Raw genomic sequence first — 18,588 nt, 5'->3', positions numbered from 1 at the left:
CCCGACACCCGCAGAGACGGCACACCCACCCCGGACGCCACGGCACACCCCCCAGTCGGCGCAAGCCAAGATGCGGCGCGCCCCCGCGGGAGGATTCCGCGGGGGCGCGTGGCCGGGTGGGGTCGGACGGGCTCAGGCCTTGCGGGCCCGGGTCGCCTTCTTCGCCGGTGCCGCCTTCTTGGTGGCTCCGGCGGCCTTCTTGGCGGCTGTGCCGTCGGCGGCCTTGGACTTGGTGGTCCGGGCGGTGGCCGTCTTCTTCGCCACCGACTTGGCCGCGACCGTCTTCTTCGCCGCCGCCCTGCGCGGGGCCCGCACGGAGGACGCGTCGCTGATCCGGTCGGCGCCGAGGATCTCCCGCAGGAACTTGCCGGTGTGGCTGGCCGGGACCGCGGCGACCTCCTCGGGCGTGCCCTCGGCGACGACCAGGCCGCCGCCGGCGCCGCCCTCGGGGCCCATGTCGACGACCCAGTCCGCGGTCTTGATCACATCGAGGTTGTGCTCGATGACGATGACCGTGTTGCCCTTCTCGACCAGGCCGGACAGGACCTTCAGCAGCTTGCTGATGTCCTCGAAGTGCAGACCGGTGGTCGGCTCGTCGAGAACGTAGACCGTACGGCCGGTGGAACGCTTCTGGAGCTCACTGGCGAGCTTCACGCGCTGGGCCTCACCGCCGGACAGGGTGGTCGCGGACTGGCCGAGGCGGACGTAGCCGAGACCGACGTCGTTGAGCGTCCTGAGGTGGCGGTTGATCGCCGGGACGGCCTCGAAGAAGTCCATGGCCTCCTCGATCGGCATGTTCAGGATCTCGGCGATGTTCTTGCCCTTGTAGTGGACCTCCAGGGTCTCCCGGTTGTACCGGGCGCCGTGGCAGACCTCGCACGGGACGTAGACGTCCGGGAGGAAGTTCATCTCGATCTTGATGGTGCCGTCGCCCGCGCAGTTCTCGCAGCGGCCGCCCTTGACGTTGAAGGAGAACCGGCCCGGCATGTAACCGCGGACCTTCGCCTCGGTGGTCTCGGCGAACAGCTTGCGGACGTGGTCGAAGACGCCGGTGTACGTCGCCGGGTTGGACCGCGGGGTGCGGCCGATGGGCGACTGGTCGACGTGCACGACCTTGTCGACGAGGTCGTCGCCCTCCACGCGCGTGTGCCGCCCCGGAACGCTGCGGGCGCCGTTGAGCTCGCGCGCCAGGTGCGTGTAAAGGATGTCGTTGACCAGCGTCGACTTGCCGGAGCCGGACACGCCGGTGACGGCGGTGAACAGGCCCAGCGGGAAGGACACGTCGATGTCCTGGAGGTTGTTCTCCCGGGCGCCGTGCACCGTGAGCCGGCGGGACGGGTCCTGCGGACGCCGGATGTCGGGCAGCGGGATGGCCTTCTTGCCCGCGAGGTACTGGCCGGTCTGCGACTCGGTGTTGGCGAGCAGTTCCTTCAGCGAGCCGCTGTGCACGACCTTGCCGCCGTGCTCGCCCGCGCCGGGGCCGATGTCGACGATCCAGTCGGCGACCTTGATGGTGTCCTCGTCGTGCTCCACGACGATGAGCGTGTTGCCCATGTCGCGCAGCCGGACCAGGGTCTCGATCAGCCGGTGGTTGTCGCGCTGGTGCAGACCGATGGACGGCTCGTCGAGGACGTACAGCACACCGACGAGGCCGGAGCCGATCTGGGTGGCCAGGCGGATGCGCTGGGCCTCGCCGCCGGAGAGGGTGCCGGCCGCGCGGTTCAGCGAGAGGTAGTCCAGGCCGACGTCGACCAGGAACCTGAGCCTCTCGTTGACCTCCTTCAGCACGCGCTCGGCGATCTTCTTGTCGCGGGCGTTGAGCTTCAGCTTGCCCAGGAAGTCCGCGCAGTCGCTGATGGACATCGCGGCGACCTCGGCGATCGACTTCTCCATCACGGTGACCGCGAGGACGATCGGCTTCAGGCGCGTGCCCTCACAGGTGGGGCAGGGCACCTCGCGCATATAGCCCTCGAAGCGCTCCCGGCTGGCGTCGGACTCGGATTCGCCGTGCCGGCGCTTGACGAACGGGACGGCGCCCTCGAAGGGCGTGGTGTACACGCGCTCCCGGCCGTACCGGTTGCGGTACCGGACCTCGATCTGTGTCTTGTGCCCGTACAGCAGCGCCTTCTTCGCGCGCTGCGGGAGCCCCGCGAAGGGGATGTCGGTCCGGAATCCCAGGGCGTCCGCGAGGGCGCTGATCAGCCGGCCGAAGTAGTCCTTGGTGTGCCCGTGGGACCAGGGGTGGATGGCGCCCTCGTCGAGGCTCTTGTCCTCGTCCGGGACGATCAGCTCGGGGTCGACCTCCATGCGCGTGCCGATGCCGGTGCACTCGGGGCAGGCGCCGAAGGGCGAGTTGAAGGAGAAGGAGCGCGGCTCCAGCTCCTCGAAGGAGAGGTCGTCGTACGTGCAGTACAGGTGCTCCGAGAACATGCGCTCGCGCTCGGGGTCGTCCTCGGGGAGGTCGACGAAGTCGAGCACGACCATGCCGCCGGACAGGCCGAGGGCGGTCTCCACGGAGTCGGTGAGCCGGCGCTTGGCGGTGTCCTTCACCGTGAGGCGGTCGACGACCACCTCGATGGTGTGCTTCTCCTGCTTCTTCAGCGTGGGCGGGCTGGAGAGCTGGATCGTCTCGCCGTCCACCCGCGCGCGGGAGTAGCCCTTGGTCTGAAGGTCGGCGAAGAGGTCGACGAACTCGCCCTTGCGCTCGCGCACCAGCGGGGACAGCACCTGGAAGCGGCTGCCCTCGGGCAGCTCCAGGACCCTGTCGACGATGGCCTGCGGCGACTGGCGGGCGATGGGGCGGCCGCACTCGGGACAGTGCGGCTTGCCGATGCGCGCGAAGAGCAGGCGCAGATAGTCGTAGACCTCGGTGATGGTGCCGACCGTGGAGCGCGGGTTGCGCGAGGTCGACTTCTGGTCGATGGAGACCGCGGGCGACAGGCCCTCGATGAAGTCGACGTCGGGCTTGTCCATCTGGCCGAGGAACTGGCGGGCGTACGAGGAGAGCGACTCCACATAGCGCCGCTGGCCCTCCGCGAAAATGGTGTCGAAAGCCAGCGAGGACTTGCCCGACCCCGACAGGCCCGTGAAGACGATGAGCGAGTCGCGCGGCAGGTCGAGCGAGACATTCTTGAGGTTGTGCTCGCGCGCGCCACGGACGATGAGACGGTCGGCCACGCCGGTCCGCACCTTTCTTGAGAGAAGTGACAGGGGCGAGGCCCCCGTCTTTCCCAGACTAGGGGGAGCCACTGACAACGCCGGTCGGATTCCTGGATGCGTTAACAATCCCCGGCTCTCCAGCATGCCCGACGCCGCTTCCGACCATATAGCACGTGCATTCGAATTCCGGCACCGCTTCACCACCTTCACCCGAAGGTGTGGCCGGACTAAGGTCAGCAGCATGATTGATCACGCTCATGACCTGGCGTCTGTACGTGACGCGACCGAACGACTGCTCACCGCTGCCGCCAAGCTGGACAACGCCGCGGTCGCCCAGCCGTCACGGCTGCCCGGCTGGACCCGCGGCCATGTCCTCGCCCACCTCGCCCGCAACGCGGACGCCCTGGTGAACGTGCTCGAAGGGCGCCCCATGTACGTCTCCGCCGACGCGCGGGACGCCGACATCGAGCGGGACGCACCGCGCGCGCTGGACGTCCAGCTCGCGGACGTCCGCGAGAGCGCGGCCCGGTTCGCGCGGACCGGGGAGGCGCCCGCGGACTGGTCCCGGACCGTGGAGCTGCGCAACGGCGTCACCGACTCCGCGTCCCGGGTGCCGTTCCGGCGGTGGGTCGAGGTGGAGCTGCACCATGTGGACCTCGGGATCGGGTACGAGCTGGAGGATCTCCCCGAGGAGTTCGTCCGGCGCGAGAGTCACTTCCTCGCCGAGCGGTTCCTGGGCCACCCGGACGTCCCCTCTCTGGTGATCGAGGCGGAGGGCGGTCCGGTGCTGCGCAGCGGCCGTGCCGAGGGGGCGGCGATCACGGTCGGCGGGCGTCCGACGGACGTGCTCGGCTGGCTCTGCGGCCGACGCGACGGATCGGCGCTCACGGCGGCCGGCGGACCCCTGCCGGCGCTTCCCCCGCTATAGGCTGCCGCCATGACGTACAGCGGAGAGGTGACGGTCGGGGGCCCGGCGGACGTGCACGAGCTCAAGGACCTGATGATCACCAAGATCGCGGTCGGTCCGATGGACAACAACTGCTATCTGCTGCGCTGCCGGGCGACGGACGAGCAGGTGCTGATCGACGCGGCGAACGACGCGGACGCGCTGATCGGCATGATCGGTGACGACGGCATCGCCGCCGTCGTCACCACCCACCAGCACGGCGACCACTGGCAGGCGCTCGCGCGGGTCGTCGCGGCCACGGGCGCGCGCACGTACGCGGGGCGTGCGGACGCCGAGGGCATTCCGGTGCCGACCGACGTCCTGGTCGACGACGGGGACGTGATCCGGGTGGGGCACGTGGAGCTCACCGCGCGCCACCTGGTCGGGCACACCCCGGGTTCGATCGCCCTCGTCTACGACGACCCGCACGGCCATCCCCATGTCTTCACCGGGGACTGCTTGTTCCCGGGCGGCGTGGGCAACACCCGCAAGGATCCGCAGGCGTTCGCCAGCCTGCTCCACGACGTCGAGACCAAGCTCTTCGACGTGCTGCCGGACGAGACCTGGATCTACCCGGGCCACGGCAACGACACGACCCTGGGCGCGGAGCGGCCGCACCTGCCGGAGTGGCGCGCACGCGGGTGGTGAACGGCGGGTACGCGCGGGGCGCGGTCTCTCCTGCGCGCGCCCCGTGTGAAGCCTTCGCACGCATCCGCGTACTGCGCGCGCTCCCGGCGCACGCCCTTGCGCGGTCCACTGGAAGCGGCCCGCTCAGGATGACGGCTCCTGCGCGGTACGGGCCGCCGGTCTCTTTCCCCGCCCTCGACCGGCGGCCCGGCTCGGGCGCCGGTAAGGGGCGCGCGTCCATGGGCAGCGCCTGTTACACCGTGGCCGGTTATGCGGTGGGGCATTTACGCCGTGGCCTGTGCCGCCCCCACCAGCGCCGCGACCCGCTCGACGCCGAAGACGTACCCCTGCACACCGCATCCCGCGATCACCCCGTCGGCGCGCGCCGAGACATAGGAGTGGTGGCGGAAGGACTCGCGCTGGTGGATGTTGGAGATGTGGACCTCCAACACCGGCATCCCGTCACAGGTGTTGAGCGCGTCCAGGATCGCGACCGACGTATGCGAGTAGGCGGCCGGGTTGATGACGATCCCGCAGTGGTCCAGCCGCGCCTCGTGGATCCAGTCGACCAGCTCGCCCTCGTGGTTGGACTGGCGGAAGTCCACCGTCCCGCCGTGCGCGGCCGCCGCCTTGGCGCACATCGCCTCGACGTCGGCGAGGGTGTCGGAGCCGTAGATCTCGGGCTGACGCTGGCCGAGCAGGTTCAGGTTGGGGCCGTTGAGGATCATGATCGGGGCGTTGGCCAGGGTGCGGGGCACGGTTCCTCCGGTCCGTTCGGGGTCCAGCGGCCTCGGGGGGACCGCTGCTCAGACCCGGTTTATCACGGTGCGCGGGCGCGGCGACGGCCCGTACGCTGCCCGGCATGACGACGATCTCGTATCCCGCCAAGCCCTCCCCCGGCGACCGCATCGCCGTCATCTCCCCCTCGAGCGGCCTGCCCGGCCTCTTCCCGCGCCCCTTCGAACTGGGCCTGGAGCGGCTGCGCGAGGAGTACGGCCTGGAACCGGTGGAGTACCCGGCGACCCGCCGGATGGGCTCGTCGCCCCAGGAGCGGGCCGCCGACATCCACGCCGCCTTCGCCGACCCGGACATCAAGGCGGTCATCGCGTCCATCGGCGGCGACGACCAGATCACCGTGCTCTCCTTCCTGGACCGGGACTTGATCCGCGCCAACCCCAAGCCGTTCTTCGGGATGAGCGACAACACCAACCTCCTCGCCTTCCTGCGCGCCACCGGCATCGTCAGCTATCACGGCGGGTCCGTGATGTGCGAGCTGGGCCGCCCCGGCGCCATGCACCCGCAGACCGCCGACTCCCTGCGCGCGGCGCTGTTCACCTCCGGGGCCTATGAACTGCGGCCCGCCGAGCGCTGGAACGACATCAACGGCGACTGGGCCGACCCCGCCACCTTCGACGCCGAGCCGGAGATGCGGCCCGCCGCCGACTGGACGTGGGTGAACGCCGACCGTGTGGTGGAGGGCCGCAGTTGGGGCGGCTGTCTGGAGATCCTCGCCTGGCTGCTGATGGCCGACCGGGAGATCCCGCGCGACCTCGCCGAGTTCGACGGCGGCGTGCTGCTCCTGGAGACCTCGGAGGAGCTGCCGAGCGGCGCCGAGGTCTTCCGCACCCTGCGCGCCATGGGCGAGCGCGGCCTTCTCCAGCGCTTCTCCGCGCTGCTGATGGGCCGCGCGCGGACCTGGTCCTTCGAGCGCCCCAACGCTCCGCGGGAGGCGGCCCGTTACGCCGAGGAGCAGCGCGAGGCCGTCCAGCGCGCCGTGGAGGTGTATGCCCCCACCACCACCATCGTCTTCGACGTGGATTTCGGGCACACCGATCCGCAGCTGGTGATCCCCTACGGCGGTCTGGTCCGCGTCGACGGACCGGCCCGGCGCATCACCGTCACGTACTGAGGCCCGGCGCTCCTGCCTCCCCGTAACCCTCCGTCACCGTGGGTAGTTGACGCGGCATGCACGATGTACGCACCGTAAGGGCGCCCTCCATGCTCCGGCTCGCGGCAGCCTCGCTCGCCGGGACCGCCATCGAGTTCTACGACTTCTTCGTCTACGGGACCGCCGCCGCGCTGGTTCTGGGGCCGCTGTTCTTCCCCACCTTCTCGCCGGTGGCGGGAACCCTGGCCGCGTTCGGGACGTTCGGGGTGGGGTTCTTCGCCCGGCCGCTGGGCTCGGTGCTGTTCGGGCACATCGGGGACCGGCACGGCCGGCGGCCGGTCCTCGTCGCCTCCCTGCTGCTGACCGGCGCCTCCACGGTCGCGGTCGGCTGTGTGCCGACGTACGACACGATCGGGGTGGCCGCGCCCGTACTGCTGCTGGTGCTGCGCTTTCTGCAGGGGCTCGGGCTCGGCGGGGAGTGGGGCGGGGCCGTCCTGCTGACCGCGGAGCACGCGCCCGCCGAGCGGCGCGGGCTGTGGTCGAGCTTTCCGCAGGTGGGCCCGGCGGTCGGCTTTCTGCTCGCGAACGGGGTGACGCTGGCGCTGGCGGCGACCCTGTCCGAGGCGCAGTTCGCCGCCTGGGGTTGGCGGGTGCCGTTCTGGGCGGCGGGGGTGCTGGCCGTGGCGGGGCTGTGGCTCAGGTCGTCGCTCACCGAGAGCCCGCAGTTCCTGAAGATCGACGACCACGCGCGCATGCCGCTCGCCGAGGTGGTGCGCGACCACTGGCGGCTCGTCCTGCTGACGGCCGGCGCCCTGGCGGTCGGGTACGCGATCTTCTACGCGGTGACGACCTGGTCCCTCGCCTACGGGACGGAACGGCTCGGGGTCAGCCGTACGGTGATGCTGGTCTGCATCATGGGCGCGGTGCTGGTGAAGGGGTCGCTCACCCCGGTGGCGGCGCTGCTCGGGGACCGGTACGGGCGGCGGCCGATGTGTCTGGCCGGGTGCGCGGCGGCCGCGGTGTGGATGTTCCCCATGGTCGCGCTGCTCGCCACCGGCGCGCCGCTGCTGATGTTCCTCGGCTTCCTCGGGGCGATGCTGGCGTTCATCACGATGTTCGCCGTCATCGCCGCCTATCTGCCGGAGCTGTACGAGCCGCGGGTGCGCTGCACGGGCGCCGCGGTCGGCTACAACCTCGGCGGGGTCCTGGGCGGCGCGCTCACTCCGATCGCGGCGACCGCGCTGGCCGAGCAGGGCGGGCGGGTGCCGTGGGGGGTGGGGGCGTATCTGACCGGGATCGCGCTGGTCAGTCTGGGCTGCTTCGCGCTGCTGCCGGAGACGCGCCCGGCGCGGGTGATGGCGCCGGCGCCGGTCATGGATTGATCGCGAGTTCCAGGTAGGCGGCGAAGATCACCAGGTGCACCCCGCCCTGGAGGGGCGTGGCGCGCCCCGGCACCACGGTCAGGGAGCTCACCACGACCGTCAGGGCGAGCAGCACCATATGGGTGGCGCCCAAACCGAGGACGAGCGGGCCGGAGAGCCAGATCGTCGCCAGGGCGACCGCGGGGATGGTCAGGCCGATGCTGGCCATCGCCGAGCCGAGCGCGAGGTTCAGGCTGGTCTGCACCCGGTCACGGCGGGCGGAGCGCACCGCGGCGATCGTCTCCGGCAGCAGCACCAGCAGGGCGATGATCACACCGACGACGGCGGGCCCGAGGCCGGCCGACTCCACCCCGGCCTCGATGGTGGGCGACACCGCCTTGGCCAGTCCGACGACGCCGATCAGGGCCAGACCCAGCAGGCCCAGGCTGATCAGCGCGGTGCGGGCGGAGGGCGCGTCGGCGTGGTCGTCCGCGGTGATCACTTCGCCGTGCCGGGTGATGGGCAGGAAGTAGTCGCGGTGCCGCACGGTCTGGGTCGCCACGAACAGGCCGTACAGGACGAGCGAGGAGAGCGCGGCGAAGGTCAGCTGGAGGCTGGAAAACTCCGGGCCCGGCTGGCTGGTGGTGAAGGTCGGCAGGACCAGGCTGAGGGTGGCCAGGGTGGCGACGGTCGCCAGGGCCGCGCCGGTGCCCTCGGGGTTGAAGACCGCGATGCCGTGGCGCAGGGAGGCGACCAGGAGGCACAGGCCGACGATGCCGTTGCAGGTGATCATCACGGCGGCGAAGACCGTGTCCCGGGCCAGCGTCGCGCCCTTGCTGCCGCCGTCCGCCATCAGGGTGACGATCAGGGCGACCTCGATGACCGTCACCGCGACGGCGAGAACCAGGGAACCGAAGGGTTCGCCCACCCGGTGGGCGACGACCTCGGCGTGGTGGACGGCGGCGAGTACGGCTCCGGCGAGCACCACGGTCACCAGCGCGACGACCGCGCCCGGCAGGTCCCGGCCCCAGGTGAGGACCAGCAGGATCACCGCGAGCACCGGCACGACGGACGTCCACCGGGTGGCGAGCGACCTGAGCCGAGCGATCATGCAGTGATCGTCGCAAAGGCGGACGGGCGCCGCATGTCGGTCGTGCCGGGGTCCGTGCTCCTGGGCCGGGGCTGCTGGGTGTCGCGGTATCCGAACGACGCAAAGCACCGGGAGGGATGCTCGGCAATCGCCGCGCACCCCTCCCGGTGATGGTTGCTTCTACGCCCGAAGCCGTCAGGCCTCGATGCTGTCCTTCGAAGCGCCCTCGCTCCCCTTCTGCGCCGCCTCGGCCGCCGCCTGCTTCTTGGAAGCACGGAGGCTGGTGATCGTGGTGACGATCAGGACGGAGCAGATCACGCCCAGCGAGACCGGAATGCTGATCTCCGGGACGTGCACCCCGGACTCGTGCAGCGCGTGCAGCACCAGCTTCACGCCGATGAAGCCGAGGATGATCGACAGGCCGTAGCTGAGGTGGACCAGCTTCTTGAGCAGGCCACCGATCAGGAAGTACAGCTGCCGCAGACCCATCAGGGCGAAGGCGTTGGCGGTGAAGACGATGTACGGGTCCTGGGTCAGGCCGAAGATCGCGGGGATGGAGTCCAGGGCGAACAGGACGTCCGTCGTACCGATCGCGAGCATCACGACCAGCATCGGGGTCATGACCCGCTTGCCGTTCTCCTGGATCCACAGCTTGGTGCCGTGGTAGCGGTCGGCGACTCCGAAGCGGCGCTCGGCGGCCTTGAGGATCTTGTTCTCCTCGTACTCCTCGTCGTCGGCGTCGGCCCGGGCCTCCTGGATGAGCTTCCAGGCGGTCCAGATCAGGAAGGCTCCGAAGAGGTAGAACACCCAGGAGAAGCTGGCGAGGATCGCGGCACCGGCGGCGATGAAGATCGCGCGCAGTACCAGCGCTATCAGCACACCGATGAGGAGCACTCGCTGCTGGTACTGCGAGGGCACGGCGAACTTCGCCATGATCAGGACGAAGACGAAGAGGTTGTCGACGCTCAGCGACTTCTCGGTGATGAAGCCGGCGAAGAACTCACCGGCGGGCTGGCCGCCGCCGAAGATCAGCAGGCCGAGGCCGAAGAGACCGGCCAGGATGATCCAGACGGCGGTCCAGATCCCGGCTTCCTTGATGGACACGTCGTGCGGCTTGCGGCCGATGAAGAAGTCGACCGCGATGAGGGCGCCAAGGCCCACGATCGTCAGGACCCACAGGGTCAGGGAAACATCCACTGCGCCTCCGGCAGTACGTAACGGCAAATGTCAGCGTCGTCGCTGCCGGAGGTCTCTTCCACCCGCGCACGGGCCGACGCCCCGGGATCTGGCCTGATCCGTATTGACGGGACGCCGCAGTAGTCAGGGAGTACTCCCCTCCGCACCAACGAGAGTACCCAATCACCAAGGATTGGTAAAGGGGGAAGTAAAGGAAGACCCAAAAAGCCAGGTCAGCGTGGCTTTACGGTTGCTTTGTAAAGCCTGGATCAGCTCATCGGTTCCAAGAACGGCGCGCTGCCGCCACTTGGGTGAGCACCTGCTGGAGCACCTGACTGCCGGGCGGCACGAGCGGGGGCTCGTAGGTCCAAGCGTGGCCCACCCAGGGGTCGGCGAGATGGTCCTCGGCCACCGGGGTCAGTCGCAGCAGCGAACGCCACAACGGGTCCAGCAGCGGCCCGTATGCGGAGGCCTCCTCGCGGTCGGCGACCATCATCAGGTGGACGCCGACGGACGGCCCCTCGTCCGCGAGGTAGCGCAGCTGGTTCACGGCGCGGTCGTCGAAGCCGTGCGGGAAGTCATGGACGATCAGCAGCTGCTCGGCGGTGTCGAAGCCGGGCGGCAGCGACTCGGACGCACCGCCGCGCACCGCCATCTGCACCAGGTCCACGCGCTGGGTGAGCTTGCCGAGGACCTCCGTCACCCCCGCCGCCCCCACGGCGGGCGGCGCCGCGAGCACGCCGGTCTGCACCAGCGGGGCGAGCGCCTGGGCGCCGGAACCGGCCGGGTCGATCACATGGACCGTGAAGTCCCCCGCCGGGTAGACGGCGAGCAGCCGGGCCGCGTGGGCCACGGCCGTCTCCAGCGCGAGCCGACGCAGGTCGTGGGAGTCGTGGAAGGCGTCGTCGAGCGACCCGGACGCTCCGCTGTCGATCCACAGACCGCGCTCCAGCGGCAGCCGGACCAGCATCGGTATGCGCAGCGGGTCGCTCTCGGGCAGGTGCAGATCGCCCAGGCGCAGTGCCATGGGCGTCTCCATCGGCACCCGGTAGGCGTGCCAGACGGGGTTGTCCCAGCGGGCGTACGCCGCCGGCAGGGCGGGCTCGACGACGTCGGACTCGGCGGTGAGCTGGGCGAGGTCCCGGTCGAGGGTGGCCCTGGCCTGGTCCACGAGCTGGGCGTGCTTGGCCTGGGCCGCCTCGCGCGCCGCGTCGCCCTGGCCGCCGATCCGGCTGCGCGGGTCGGACAGGACCTGGTCGAGCTCCTTCTCCATGCGCGAGTCGGCGAAGTCGACGGCGCTGCGGTACGCGGCCGTCGAACGGGCCAGGTCCTCGAACATCCCCCAGACCTGGTTGTAGAGCCGCTCCTCCATGGACCAGCCGGTGGCGTCGCCCGCGACGGGCTGCCCGGGCCGGCCCGGCCGGGCCGGGGGCGCGGGCGGGGCGGGCGGCGGCGGGGCGGTGCTCTGCCGGCCCGGGTGGCTGTAGTTGATGCCGCCGGTGGCGGGCGGGTCGGCGGGCGCGGATGGGTAGCCGGCCGCGGGGGTGTGCTGCGGCGGCTGTCCGCCGTACGGCGAGGTGGCGGGCGTCGGCGGTACGGCCGGGCCGCCCTGGGTGGCGTACGGCGAGGTGGGCGCGGTGCCGCCCGGGTCGGGGCCGACGGCCGGGGCCGCCGGCTGCCGGGAGCGGTCGCCCTGGAGGGGGGCCTGGACCGAGCGGGCCACGCCCTGGGCCACCGCGTCGTTGATGCCGCCGGCCAGCAGACCCGCCTCGGGCAGGTTCTGGTCGGCGAGGAGTTCGGCGAGGCCGCCCGCGTAGCCCTGGCCGATGGCACGCACCTTCCAGGCGCCCTGGCGGCGGTAGAGCTCCAGGGCGACGACGGCCGACTCGGCGTCCAGTCCGGTGATGGTGTAGCTGGCCACCTCGGAGCCGTCGAGGCCGGTGACCGCGACGAAGGGGGCGGCGACCGCGCCGAAGCGGACCGGGCCCCCCACGCCGGTGGGCAGGGCGAGCAGCACACTGACCCGGTGCACGGCCTCCGGCACGGCGTCCAGGTCCACCGCGAGGCGATGGTCGGCCGCCGCCTGCCGGGAGACCTCCAGGCCCGGCAGGGTGGGCGCGCCCGGATGGGCCACCCACTCGCTGCCCTGGACCTTGCCGTTCTCGTCGCTGAGCGTGGCGCCCGCCACGACCGGCGCGCCGGCCGAGACCCGGATCTCGAGACGGGACTGGGGAAGCGGGTGGTTCTGCCCCCGCACCAGCTCGGCCGTCATCGCCTTAGTCCCCCTGTGTCGCTGATCTCTGGTGGTGTGTGCTGCTCGCCCGGTGGGCCTACAGGTGCGGCAGGATCGCCGGCATCAGGTCCTGGAAGGTACGGCCGTTGGCCGGCGTACCGATGGCGGTCATCGTCCAGCCCGGGCCGTTGCGGTGCACCTTCGCCATGATCTGCGCGGTGTAGGCACCACCGCCGGCGAGGGTGTAGCGGGCCAGCTCCTGGCCGTTGGTCTCGTCGACGATGCGGCAGAACGCGTTCTGCACCTCCTGGAACGTCTGGCCCGTGAAGGAGTTCACGGTGAAGACGATCTGGTCGATGTGGACCGGGATGCGCTGCAGGTCGACGAGGATCGCCTCGTCGTCGCCGCCCTGGCCGACACCGCCGACCAGGTTGTCACCGGTGTGCCGGACCGAGCCGTCGTCGCTCACCAGGTGACGGAAGAAGACCACGTCGACCGGCTGCTTGTCGGCGAACAGAACGGCGGAGGCATCGAGGTCGACCTCCCGGGTGCGCGAGCCGAACAGGCCGCGCCGGGGGGCCGCCTGCCAGCCGAGACCCATGCGCACCGCGGTCAGGCTGCCGCCGTCGTTCTTCTGCAGACTGATGGCCTGACCCTTGGTCATGTTGACGGTCACGCGCTGATTCCCCTCTCGAACTGTCCCCTGTTGCCGCGGAGTCCGCGGATGACGAGAACCCTACGCAGGGGCACTGACAGTGCCGTACCCAGGGCCGCACTTTGTGTCGGTCTTGCAACACTCGCGCGCCCGCGCGGTCCCCGGTGTCCCTTCAGGCCAGGCCCGCCTCCTTCATCTGGCGCAGTTCCTTCTTCATCTCGGAGACCTCGTCGCGCAGCCGGGCCGCGATCTCGAACTGGAGGTCGGCCGCGGCGGCGCGCATCCGCGCGGTCATCTCCTCGATCTGCTCGGTGAGCTCGGCGGCGGGCCGGTCGGTGGGCGCCGTCTGCTTGGCCTTGCCCTTCGCGCCGCCCTTGGCTGCCTTGCCGCCGAGCGCGGGCACCGGCGCCTTGGCGCCCTTGCCGTCCTTGGTCTTGCGGTAGCCGGAGCCGAGCAGCTGCTCGGTGTCGACGTCCTCGCGGGCGATCTGCGCGACGATGTCGTTGATCTTCTTGCGCAGCGGCTGCGGGTCGATGCCCCGGGCCTTGTTGTACGCGATCTGCTTCTCCCGGCGGCGGTTGGTCTCGTCGATGGCCTTCTCCATCGCCGGGGTGATCTTGTCGGCGTACATGTGGACCTGGCCAGAGACATTGCGCGCGGCGCGGCCGATGGTCTGGATGAGGGAGGTGCCCGAGCGAAGGAAGCCCTCCTTGTCCGCGTCGAGGATGGCCACCAGGGAGACTTCGGGCAGGTCCAGGCCCTCGCGCAGGAGGTTGATGCCGACCAGCACGTCGTACTCACCGGCGCGCAGCTCGCGCAGCAGTTCCACGCGGCGCAGGGTGTCGACGTCGCTGTGCAGATAGCGCACCTGGATGCCGAGTTCGAGGAAGTAGTCGGTGAGGTCCTCGGCCATCTTCTTGGTGAGCGTGGTGACCAGGACCCGCTCGTCCTTCTCGGTGCGCTTGCGGATCTCGTGCACCAGGTCGTCGATCTGACCCTCGGTGGACTTGACCACGACCTCGGGGTCGATCAGGCCGGTGGGGCGGATGATCTGCTCCACGGCGCCGTCGGAGCGCGAGAGCTCGTACTGGCCCGGGGTCGCCGACAGATAGACCGTCTGCCCGATGCGCTCCTGGAACTCCTCCCACTTCAGCGGGCGGTTGTCCAGGGCGGAGGGCAGCCGGAAGCCGTGGTCCACCAGGGTGCGCTTGCGGGAGGCGTCGCCCTCGTACATCGCGCCGATCTGCGGCACGGTCACATGGGACTCGTCGATGACGAGCAGGAAGTCGTCCGGGAAGTAGTCGAGCAGGGTGTTGGGCGGGGAGCCGGGCAGGCGGCCGTCGAAGTGCATCGAGTAGTTCTCGACACCGGAGCAGGTGCCGATCTGGCGGAGCATCTCGAGGTCGTAGGTGGTGCGCATGCGCAGGCGCTGGGCCTCCAGCAGCTTGCCCTGCTTCTCCATCTCGGCGAGGCGCTCCGCCAGCTCCTTCTCGATGTCGTTGACGGCCCGCTCCATGCGCTCGAGGCCGGCGACGTAGTGCGAGGCCGGGAAGACGTACAGCTGCTGGTCGTCGCTGATGATCTCGCCGGTGAGCGGGTGCAGGGTGGACAGCGCCTCGATCTCGTCGCCGAACATCTCGATGCGGACGGCCAGCTCCTCGTAGACCGGGAAGATCTCGATGGTGTCGCCGCGCACGCGGAAGGTGCCGCGGCTGAAGGCCAGGTCGTTGCGGGTGTACTGGATCTCCACGAAGCGGCGCAGCAGCTGGTCGCGGTCGATCTCCTCGCCGACCTTGAGGGGGACCATCCGGTCCACGTACTCCTGCGGGGTGCCGAGGCCGTAGATGCAGGAGACCGAGGCGACCACGACGACATCGCGGCGGGTGAGCAGCGAGTTGGTGGCGGAGTGGCGCAGTCGCTCGACCTCCTCGTTGATCGAGGAGTCCTTCTCGATGTAGGTGTCCGACTGCGGGACGTACGCCTCGGGCTGGTAGTAGTCGTAGTACGAGACGAAGTACTCGACGGCGTTGTTCGGCAGCAGCTCGCGGAACTCGTTGGCCAGCTGGGCGGCCAGGGTCTTGTTCGGCGCCATGACCAGGGTGGGGCGCTGGAGCTGCTCGATCATCCACGCGGTGGTGGCGGACTTGCCGGTGCCGGTCGCGCCGAGCAGGACGACGTCCTTCTCACCTGCCTTGATGCGCCGGGCGAGATCGGCGATGGCCTGCGGCTGGTCGCCGCTGGGCTGGTAGGAGCTGACGACCTCGAAGGGCGCCACCGTGCGTTCGATGCTGGAAACGGGCCGCATGCATCCACCGTACGGCCCCCCACTGACAACGCGTCCCGATCAGCGGTTCTGCGGGGTGCGGGGGCGGTTCCCGCCGAGGGTGCGGCGCGTGCGGAGCGGGGGCCGGCGGGCGGTGTGGGCGGCGGCGGTGTGGGCGGGGATGCCGGGCTTGTCGTCCACGGGGGCCAGGGCGGGCTTGCCCATGACCATCAGGGGGTCGACCATCACCACGACTCCGGCCAGCAGCAGGAAGGTGAGCGGGCCGATCATCATGGGCGCGAGCAGGGACGCCGGTGAGTCGCCCGTGGTGGTGTCCTGGGCGGTGTGCAGATGGACGCTGAGGGCGGCCATGCCGGTGTAGTGCATGCCGCTCACGGCGAGCCCCATGACGAGGCTCGCGCCCACGCTCCACAGGAAGCCCCTGACCTGTCCGGCGGCCCACAGGGCGGCGGTGGCCGCGGCCATGGCTATGGCGACCGAGGCGGCGACGGTGAGGGTGTTGTACTCCAGCTTGCCGTTGAGCTGGAGGCCCGCCATGCCCAGGTAGTGCATGGAGGCGATGCCGAGTCCGGTGATGGTGCCGCCGGTGAACAGGGCGGCGCCGCGCGCGCCCCGGTAGCCGACGATGAAGATCCCGATGCCGACCATGACGACGGCGACGGCGAGGCTCGCGAACGTCATCGGCCTGTCGTAGTGGATCGGGGTTTCCTGGACCGTGAACCCCATCATCGCGACGAAGTGCATGGTCCAGATGCCGGACCCGATGGCCGCCGAGCCGAGGGCGAGCCAGCCGGGGCGCCAGGAGCGGGTGACGAGCATCGCTCTGGTGGTGCAGCGCAGGCCGAGGGCACCGCCGAGGCAGGCCATGACGTAGGCCACCAGCGGTGTGACGAGGCCGTAGCTGAATCCGTCGACCGTGCCCTGCATGCGCGGCTGTCCTTCCGCCCTCTTGCGTCCCGGAATGTGCTGATATCCGCCCCCCTCCCAGGACCGCCCGAGCGGCCAGGGCCGAGGCAGAGAGTATGACCTCAACCGGAATGGTCGAACGACTTTCCGGCAAAGAAACACGGCCCTGCCCCAGTTGTGCGGCAGTGGTGAACGGACCTGGGCAACCCCTTCAGTCGATGGCCATTCTGCAACCCCCTGATGTTGACGCGCTGCTGTCAGAGTGGAGCCGTCCGTGACGCTCGTCAAAAGGAGTACCCATGCCCGCGCGCGTTGTTGCCGTCACGACCACCGCGCTTCTGGGAACCGTCGCCTTCCTGCTGCCGCCCGCCGACGCCCGCGCGGACGTCACCGGCACACCGCCGACCGTCCTCGCCCACCGGGGCGCCTCGGCCTACGCGCCCGAGAACACCCTCGCCGCCGTCGACGCGGCGGCCCGGCTCGGCATCCGGTGGGTCGAGAACGACGTCCAGCGCACCAAGGACGGCGTGCTGGTCGTCCTCCACGACGACAACCTGCGGCGGACGACCGACGTGGAGGAGGTCTTCCCCGGCCGGGCACCCTGGAAGGTGAAGGACTTCACGGCCGCCGAGATCGCCCGCCTGGACGCCGGGAGCTGGTTCGGCCCCGCATACGCGGGCGCGCGCGTGCCGACGCTGGAGCAGTACATGGACCGCGTCGAACGGCACCGCCAGAAACTGCTCCTGGAGATCAAGAACCCCGGCCTGTACCCGGGCATCGAACGGCAGACCCTGAAGGTGCTCGGCACCGAGGGCTGGCTCGACCGGCGTCACCTGGGCCGGCTGATCGTGCAGAGTTTCAGCGCCGACAGCGTGCGGACCGTCCACGAGCTCAAGCCGGCGGTGAAGACCGGGTTCCTCGGCACACCGTCCGTGGCGGACCTGCCCCGGTACGCAGAGTTCACCGACCAGATCAACCCCTCCCACACCTCGCTCTCCACGGGCTACATCGCCGCCGTGCACGGCTTCACCGGGGCGCACGGCAAGCCGCTGGAGGTCTTCACCTGGACCGTCGACGACGCGGTGAACGCCCGGCGGGTGGCCGGGTACGGCGTCGACGGCATCATCACCAACAAGCCGGACGTGGTGCGGAACGCGGTGCGCGGCAGGTGACGGGCTGAAGGGAGCCCGGCGTTGTCAGTGCCGGACCGTACGGTGGGAGACATGGACAGCCATGGGCAGTACGAGCGGCAGGTCGTATGGACGGTCGTCGGCACCGACATCGGTCCGCTGCTGCTGGCCGCGACCCGCGAGGGTCTGGTCAGCGTCGTCTTCCACGCCACCGACGCGGTGCGCGAGAGGGCCCTGGACCGGCTCGCGTCCCGGCTGGGCGCCGAGCCGGTCCAGGCGCCCGGCTCCCCTCTGCTCACCGAGGCGATACGCCAGCTGACGGCCTACTTCGCGGGCGAGCGCCATGACTTCGAGCTGCCGCTGGACTGGTCGCTGATCTCTGGTTTCCACCGGCAGGTGCTGCGCGAACTGGCCGCCGGTGTGCCGTACGGCTCGGTCGTCGGTTACGGCGATCTGGCCGCGCGGGCCGGGCAGCCGGGCGCCGCGCAGGCGGTCGGCATGGCGATGGGCGCCAATCCGCTGCCGGTGGTCGTGCCCTGCCACCGGGTGGTGGAGAGCGACGGCGGCATCGGCGGCTTCGGGGGTGGCCTGGAGACCAAGCGGAAGCTGCTCGCCCTGGAAGGTGTACTGCCCGAGCCGCTGTTCTGAGCCCCTCGGCGCCGCGTGCGGTGCGTCCGGCCGCTAGTCGTAGTGCCGGGCCTCGAAGACGTTCCCGTCCGGGTCGCGGAAGTAGAAGCTGCGCTTGGCCAGGCCGCGGGCGCCGAAGGAGTCGAAGGTGACGTCGGAGACCGGGACCTCGTGCTCCTCAAGGCGGCCGAGGAGCGCGTCGAAGGCGTCCGCCGAGAGGGCGACGCAGATGTGGTTGACCGGGTGGCCCGCGCTCTGCGCGGCTCCCGCGAGCATCTTCATGCGTTCGGCCATGGCCAGCGGCATGAGGTCGAGGATGGTCTCCTCGTTGAGCCGCACCGAGGGGAAGGGCACCTGTCCGGTGGCATAGTCCGCGAGTCGTACGGGCTCCGTGCCGAGCGTCTTCTCGTAGAACTCGGCCGAGCCGATCGGGTCGCTCACCCAGAGGACGACATGGTCGAGTCGTGCGGTGTGGTCGGTCATGCGTCCCAGGCTGGTGTCGTCCC

The 18,588-nt window shown here is 70.5% G+C and carries 15 protein-coding genes; 6 read left to right on the top strand and 9 right to left on the bottom strand.

The features are described 5' to 3' along the window. Nucleotides 1–132: 132 nt before the first annotated feature. On the bottom strand, nucleotides 133–3,177 hold the full coding sequence (gene uvrA, locus ACFYW5_RS21810) for an excinuclease ABC subunit UvrA (protein ID WP_389418696.1): 3,045 nt from the start codon (nucleotides 3,175–3,177) through the stop codon (nucleotides 133–135). A 223-nt stretch (nucleotides 3,178–3,400) separates the two neighbouring features. Between uvrA and ACFYW5_RS21805 the strand changes: the two genes are divergently transcribed. Both ACFYW5_RS21805 and ACFYW5_RS21800 read left to right on the top strand, forming a co-directional pair. After that, nucleotides 3,401–4,087, top strand: a complete 687-nt coding sequence (locus ACFYW5_RS21805) for a maleylpyruvate isomerase family mycothiol-dependent enzyme (RefSeq protein ID WP_389418695.1) — start codon at nucleotides 3,401–3,403, stop codon at nucleotides 4,085–4,087. Between the two features lie 9 nt (nucleotides 4,088–4,096). Next, a complete protein-coding gene (locus ACFYW5_RS21800; protein WP_389418694.1) occupies nucleotides 4,097–4,753 on the top strand; it encodes an MBL fold metallo-hydrolase in 657 nt (218 codons plus the stop codon). A gap of 263 nt (nucleotides 4,754–5,016) precedes the next feature. Here ACFYW5_RS21800 and aroQ read toward each other — a convergent pair whose 3' ends face one another. Next, nucleotides 5,017–5,490 (bottom strand): type II 3-dehydroquinate dehydratase, encoded by a 474-nt coding sequence (aroQ, locus tag ACFYW5_RS21795; RefSeq protein WP_389418693.1) that lies wholly within the window; start codon nucleotides 5,488–5,490, stop codon nucleotides 5,017–5,019. Between the two features lie 104 nt (nucleotides 5,491–5,594). On the opposite strand from aroQ, the gene ACFYW5_RS21790 reads away from it, so the two are divergent. Together ACFYW5_RS21790 and ACFYW5_RS21785 are read left to right on the top strand one after the other, a co-directional pair. Further along, nucleotides 5,595–6,641, top strand: a complete 1,047-nt coding sequence (locus ACFYW5_RS21790; RefSeq protein ID WP_389418692.1) for a S66 peptidase family protein — start codon at nucleotides 5,595–5,597, stop codon at nucleotides 6,639–6,641. 89 nt (nucleotides 6,642–6,730) lie between these two features. Next, on the top strand, nucleotides 6,731–8,002 hold the full coding sequence (locus ACFYW5_RS21785; RefSeq protein WP_389418691.1) for an MFS transporter: 1,272 nt from the start codon (nucleotides 6,731–6,733) through the stop codon (nucleotides 8,000–8,002). Here the strand turns inward: ACFYW5_RS21785 and ACFYW5_RS21780 are convergent. From ACFYW5_RS21780 to ACFYW5_RS21755, 6 genes are all read right to left on the bottom strand, one after another. Then, nucleotides 7,992–9,092, bottom strand: a complete 1,101-nt coding sequence (locus ACFYW5_RS21780) for a calcium:proton antiporter (protein ID WP_389418690.1) — start codon at nucleotides 9,090–9,092, stop codon at nucleotides 7,992–7,994. The genes ACFYW5_RS21785 and ACFYW5_RS21780 overlap by 11 nt on opposite strands. A 174-nt stretch (nucleotides 9,093–9,266) precedes the next feature. Further along, a complete protein-coding gene (locus tag ACFYW5_RS21775) occupies nucleotides 9,267–10,268 on the bottom strand; it encodes a TerC family protein (RefSeq protein WP_389418689.1) in 1,002 nt (333 codons plus the stop codon). A gap of 253 nt (nucleotides 10,269–10,521) precedes the next feature. Then, the gene (locus ACFYW5_RS21770) at nucleotides 10,522–12,519 is read right to left on the bottom strand and encodes a TerD family protein (RefSeq protein WP_389418688.1); all 1,998 of its coding nucleotides are present in this window, start codon (nucleotides 12,517–12,519) and stop codon (nucleotides 10,522–10,524) included. A gap of 58 nt (nucleotides 12,520–12,577) precedes the next feature. Beyond that, a complete protein-coding gene (locus ACFYW5_RS21765; RefSeq protein ID WP_250070511.1) occupies nucleotides 12,578–13,156 on the bottom strand; it encodes a TerD family protein in 579 nt (192 codons plus the stop codon). Nucleotides 13,157–13,307: 151 nt separating this feature from the next. Further along, entirely contained in the window at nucleotides 13,308–15,440 is a 2,133-nt protein-coding gene (uvrB, locus tag ACFYW5_RS21760; RefSeq protein ID WP_389418687.1) for an excinuclease ABC subunit UvrB, read from the bottom strand. A 39-nt stretch (nucleotides 15,441–15,479) separates the two neighbouring features. Beyond that, a complete protein-coding gene (locus tag ACFYW5_RS21755) occupies nucleotides 15,480–16,346 on the bottom strand; it encodes an MHYT domain-containing protein (protein WP_389418686.1) in 867 nt (288 codons plus the stop codon). Nucleotides 16,347–16,624: 278 nt separating this feature from the next. Here ACFYW5_RS21755 and ACFYW5_RS21750 point away from each other — a divergent pair, with 278 nt between their 5' ends. Further along, nucleotides 16,625–17,497, top strand: a complete 873-nt coding sequence (locus tag ACFYW5_RS21750; RefSeq protein WP_389418685.1) for a glycerophosphodiester phosphodiesterase — start codon at nucleotides 16,625–16,627, stop codon at nucleotides 17,495–17,497. A 51-nt stretch (nucleotides 17,498–17,548) separates the two neighbouring features. Next, a complete protein-coding gene (locus ACFYW5_RS21745; RefSeq protein WP_389418684.1) occupies nucleotides 17,549–18,103 on the top strand; it encodes a methylated-DNA--[protein]-cysteine S-methyltransferase in 555 nt (184 codons plus the stop codon). Nucleotides 18,104–18,136: 33 nt separating this feature from the next. On the opposite strand, the gene ACFYW5_RS21740 is transcribed toward ACFYW5_RS21745, so the two are convergent. Continuing rightward, on the bottom strand, nucleotides 18,137–18,565 hold the full coding sequence (locus tag ACFYW5_RS21740; RefSeq protein ID WP_389418683.1) for a VOC family protein: 429 nt from the start codon (nucleotides 18,563–18,565) through the stop codon (nucleotides 18,137–18,139). Nucleotides 18,566–18,588: the final 23 nt, after the last annotated feature.

The organism is Streptomyces sp. NPDC002779 (genome assembly GCF_042888685.1).
Taxonomy (GTDB): Bacteria; Actinomycetota; Actinomycetes; order Streptomycetales; family Streptomycetaceae; genus Streptomyces.
Note: the sequence above shows the minus strand (reverse complement) of the source record. Positions and strands in the feature narration are given on the sequence as shown.

What these genes read in the sequence shown, in the direction of transcription:
- ACFYW5_RS21805 (WP_389418695.1), top strand. Translation starts at nt 3,401, where the DNA reads ATGATTGATCACGCTCATGACCTGGCGTCTGTACGTGACGCGACCGAA.
- ACFYW5_RS21800 (WP_389418694.1), top strand. Translation starts at nt 4,097, where the DNA reads ATGACGTACAGCGGAGAGGTGACGGTCGGGGGCCCGGCGGACGTGCAC.
- ACFYW5_RS21790 (WP_389418692.1), top strand. Translation starts at nt 5,595, where the DNA reads ATGACGACGATCTCGTATCCCGCCAAGCCCTCCCCCGGCGACCGCATC.
- ACFYW5_RS21785 (WP_389418691.1), top strand. Translation starts at nt 6,731, where the DNA reads ATGCTCCGGCTCGCGGCAGCCTCGCTCGCCGGGACCGCCATCGAGTTC.
- ACFYW5_RS21780 (WP_389418690.1), bottom strand. Translation starts at nt 9,092, where the DNA reads ATGATCGCTCGGCTCAGGTCGCTCGCCACCCGGTGGACGTCCGTCGTG.
- ACFYW5_RS21770 (WP_389418688.1), bottom strand. Translation starts at nt 12,519, where the DNA reads ATGACGGCCGAGCTGGTGCGGGGGCAGAACCACCCGCTTCCCCAGTCC.
- uvrB (WP_389418687.1), bottom strand. Translation starts at nt 15,440, where the DNA reads ATGCGGCCCGTTTCCAGCATCGAACGCACGGTGGCGCCCTTCGAGGTC.
- ACFYW5_RS21755 (WP_389418686.1), bottom strand. Translation starts at nt 16,346, where the DNA reads ATGCAGGGCACGGTCGACGGATTCAGCTACGGCCTCGTCACACCGCTG.
- ACFYW5_RS21750 (WP_389418685.1), top strand. Translation starts at nt 16,625, where the DNA reads ATGCCCGCGCGCGTTGTTGCCGTCACGACCACCGCGCTTCTGGGAACC.
- ACFYW5_RS21745 (WP_389418684.1), top strand. Translation starts at nt 17,549, where the DNA reads ATGGACAGCCATGGGCAGTACGAGCGGCAGGTCGTATGGACGGTCGTC.
- ACFYW5_RS21740 (WP_389418683.1), bottom strand. Translation starts at nt 18,565, where the DNA reads ATGACCGACCACACCGCACGACTCGACCATGTCGTCCTCTGGGTGAGC.